The organism is Brooklawnia sp., assembly GCF_032229645.1.
GTDB lineage: Bacteria > Actinomycetota > Actinomycetes > Propionibacteriales > Propionibacteriaceae > Brooklawnia.
In genome coordinates, this window is the sequence record NZ_JAVTWX010000095.1 from 1 (window position 1) to 1829 (window position 1829).

The following is a 1829-nucleotide window of genomic DNA, read 5'->3' on the forward strand; positions in this document are numbered from 1 at the left end:
CCCGAGGTGTCGCACAGGGCGTCGAGGAGTCCGGGCGCATGCGTCAGCTCGACGATCTCGACAAGTACCAGCGGGTGCGCCAGATCGACGCCATGAATGCGGCTGCCGGCAACCCGGGCGGCGGCGCCATGGGCGACATGATGGGTGCCGGTATGGGTGTCGTGCTGGGCCAGCAGATGGCCAACCAGATGAATCAGCAGCCCCAACCCAGCCAGCAGACTCCTCCTCCGCTGACGCAGGACGCGCAGACCTACCATGTCGAGGTCAACGGTGCGGCGGCGGGCCCCTACAACATGGGGCAAGTTCGCCAGATGATCTCCGGTGGCCAGCTGACGCCCCAGACGCTGGTCTGGACCGCAGGTCTGGCGGGCTGGATGCCTGCCGGTCAGGTGCCCGCGCTGCACGCGTTCTTCGCGGCCCCGCCGCCACTGCCCGGCGGAGCCGCGCAGGTACCGCCAGTTGGCTCCTCCGGCCCGCAGGACGCCTGAGTCTCCATGTCGTCTCCTTCATTTCCGGGCGAGCAACCATCGTCGGGGGCGGGCGACGCAGGCCTCCCTGCGGCAGGTCGGCCTGTGCAGGGAGGCGGTCCGCAATCGGAGGGCCAGGCCGGCCAGTCCCGGCCTGGCCGGTTCCCGCCCGGGCCGCAGCGCGATCCGGCGATCTTTCAGGTCACCGAGCAGACGCGCACCTATCCGTGCCCGAACTGCGGCGGCGTGCTGGCTTTCGATCCGCAATCACAGCAGCTCAAATGCCCCAACTGCGGCAGCGTGGTGCCGCTCAGCCCGGACATCGCCGATCCGGCACGCATCACCAAGCGCGAACTGGCACCCGCAATGGCGCAATTGGCGGCACAGCAGTCGAATGCTGCCGCCCAGGTCTCCGGCGACAAAGAGATCGTCTGTCAAAGCTGCGGCGGGCACACGATCTTCACCGGTACCCTGACGGCACTGCGTTGCCCCTTCTGCAACACCGCCATCCAGCGCGACGACATCCAACAGTCACCGACCAGGCTTCCGATCGACGGCATCCTTCCGTTGCGCATCGACACCAAGGACGCGAGGAGCCGCATCGAGCAGTGGATCAACTCCCGCCGGTTCGCACCCAACGCATTCAAGAAGTATCGCGAGTTGGGGAGCTTCAGCAGCATCTACCTGCCCTATTTCAGCTACGACTCCGCGACCACCACCCGATACACCGGCATGCGGGGCATCCATCGCACCGAGACGTTTCGAGACTCCCAGGGCAATACCCAGACCCGGATCGTCACCGATTGGTATCCGGCGCGTGGCACAGTGAGTAACAGGTTCGAGGACGTCACCGGCCACGCCACCTACGGCTTGGACGACGACAAGGTGACCAGTCTCGAACCCTGGCCGATGGAATACACCCATCCGTATTCGCCCGAGTTCGTGGCCGGTCATCTCAGCCGCACCTACGATTGGGACGCGCAGCATGTCTTCGTGGAGCGGACCAAGCCGCGGATGGAGTCGGTGATCGATTCCACGATCCGCGCGGACATCGGTGGCAATGAACAGCGGATCTCCTCCCGCGATATCGACTGGCTGACCGTGCAGTTCAATCAGCTGCTGCTGCCGGTGTGGATGCTGACCGTGACCTTCCAGCAGAGGCCGTTCCAGGTGGTCATCAACGGTGTCACCGGCGAGGTACAAGGACGCCGTCCGTGGAGCGCGGTGAAGATCACTTTCGCAGTGCTGGCAGCGCTGATCCTGATCGCGCTGATCTACTTCGGCTACGAGTACGCAAACGCCGGATAGCGTCACGTCCCCAGCACTCGCCTTCAGCGCCACGTCCCCAGTAGTCGCAGTCAA

Annotated in this window: 2 protein-coding genes; both read left to right on the plus strand. The window is 65.3% G+C overall.

Annotated elements, in window-relative coordinates:
* Window positions 1-488 (plus strand): DUF4339 domain-containing protein (locus tag AAFP05_RS07145; protein ID WP_341729169.1); only part of this gene is annotated, 488 nt, incomplete at its 5' end.
* 84 nt (window positions 489-572) lie between these two features.
* Window positions 573-1775, plus strand: a complete 1203-nt coding sequence (locus AAFP05_RS07150; RefSeq protein WP_341729170.1) for a TFIIB-type zinc ribbon-containing protein — start codon at window positions 573-575, stop codon at window positions 1773-1775.
* The last annotated feature ends 54 nt before the right edge of the window (window positions 1776-1829 follow it).